Origin of the sequence: Sulfitobacter undariae (assembly GCF_014196805.1) — a bacterium.
GTDB classification, from domain to species: domain Bacteria; phylum Pseudomonadota; class Alphaproteobacteria; order Rhodobacterales; family Rhodobacteraceae; genus Sulfitobacter; species Sulfitobacter undariae.
The window spans coordinates 1-1,105 of record NZ_JACIEI010000044.1 but is presented as its reverse complement, the minus strand read 5'-3'; the positions used below and the strand labels follow the sequence as shown (position 1 = coordinate 1,105).

Below are 1,105 nucleotides of genomic sequence, written 5' to 3'. Positions count from 1 at the left end.
CCACTCAGCACTGGGCTGGAAAAGCCCTGTCGCCTTCGAACGAAAGGTGGCTTAAACGAGCACTTGGGGCGGCACTAAAGCGTGACAGGTCCAGTCGGGCAATTACTAAACGATATCGTCTTACGGTCGCTCAGCCGGTGAACATCCAAAGTGGCTTTGGAAATGTCGATCCCAATGGTATCATCTGTCATCTTCGTCATATCCTATGCTTTTCCTAGAGGGCTTAGTGCCGCTCTGTATCCACCTCTCGGGACATTGCTGCGCAATGCCCTGACGGTCAGTGGTTCAGGCCTTTGGCGAAGGTGATGGTTGATCTAACTCGTTTACGGTCCTCAAAAACCAAGCGTTTGACGATCCAACTACCACTGATCAGCATTCAAGAATGCTGATCAGTGGTAGTTGTTTTGCACAGAACCTAGGATATTCATAAGACAAGCGTTTTCGCAGAAGTTTGGTTGGCCCCCTAGTTGGTGCAATTCACAAATTGGCGTCTTACAATAACAGCTTGAAGCGGTGCAGTTGATGAACCTTTCGTCGTTTTTTGCACCTTGCTGGCCTTTATGGTGTCCGTGGGTTAGGTTCAAATCGTTGGTGCAAACTCCTGTCTCCTAACTGGTTGTTCCGAGCCCGCCATCTGTCCACTATTCAGGCCAACCCCCTGTCAGCTGCGGGCTGCCAGGGCTGAGACGAAACGGCTCCTTGATGTGTACCAACGTAATCAGATATGAGCGCTGTTTACGGCTGGCTGGACGGTTGCAAAGCGCGCGGGCTAACGTCCAACATGTAACACATTCGCTCGATGGAAAAAACAGATCCGCGCTCTTCCCTGCTGCGCAATGGATCATCAGCCACCTGCTTTGCCCCTCTCCTGTATTCTAATTGCCCTGCTGGGCAAGGGTAAGCCCGCTGGTAGTTGCGATCCGCGCCACAGGCTTACAGAATTCGTCTGCCCCTGCAGGGCATAGTCTGTCTCGTTTGTTTCAGTAGGTGCTATCATTTCCTTCAAGCCTTTACCCACCATCCCGTGTGGCATTTGGATACAATTTGCGCCTATTTTTTGTTTTTTTGTTGATGTTATTTTGTTGTTTGAACGAATAAACGCCGC

At 50.4% G+C, this 1,105-nt stretch carries 1 protein-coding gene and 1 pseudogene; both read right to left on the bottom strand.

Going from position 1 to position 1,105, the window contains the following annotated elements:
- Window positions 1–89: 89 nt before the first annotated feature.
- A pseudogene (locus GGR95_RS19090) lies at window positions 90–200 on the bottom strand (IS110 family transposase); the annotation flags it as partial.
- Between the two features lie 644 nt (window positions 201–844).
- The coding region (locus tag GGR95_RS18870; protein ID WP_221385042.1) for a hypothetical protein at window positions 845–1,105 on the bottom strand (261 nt) is incomplete at its 5' end.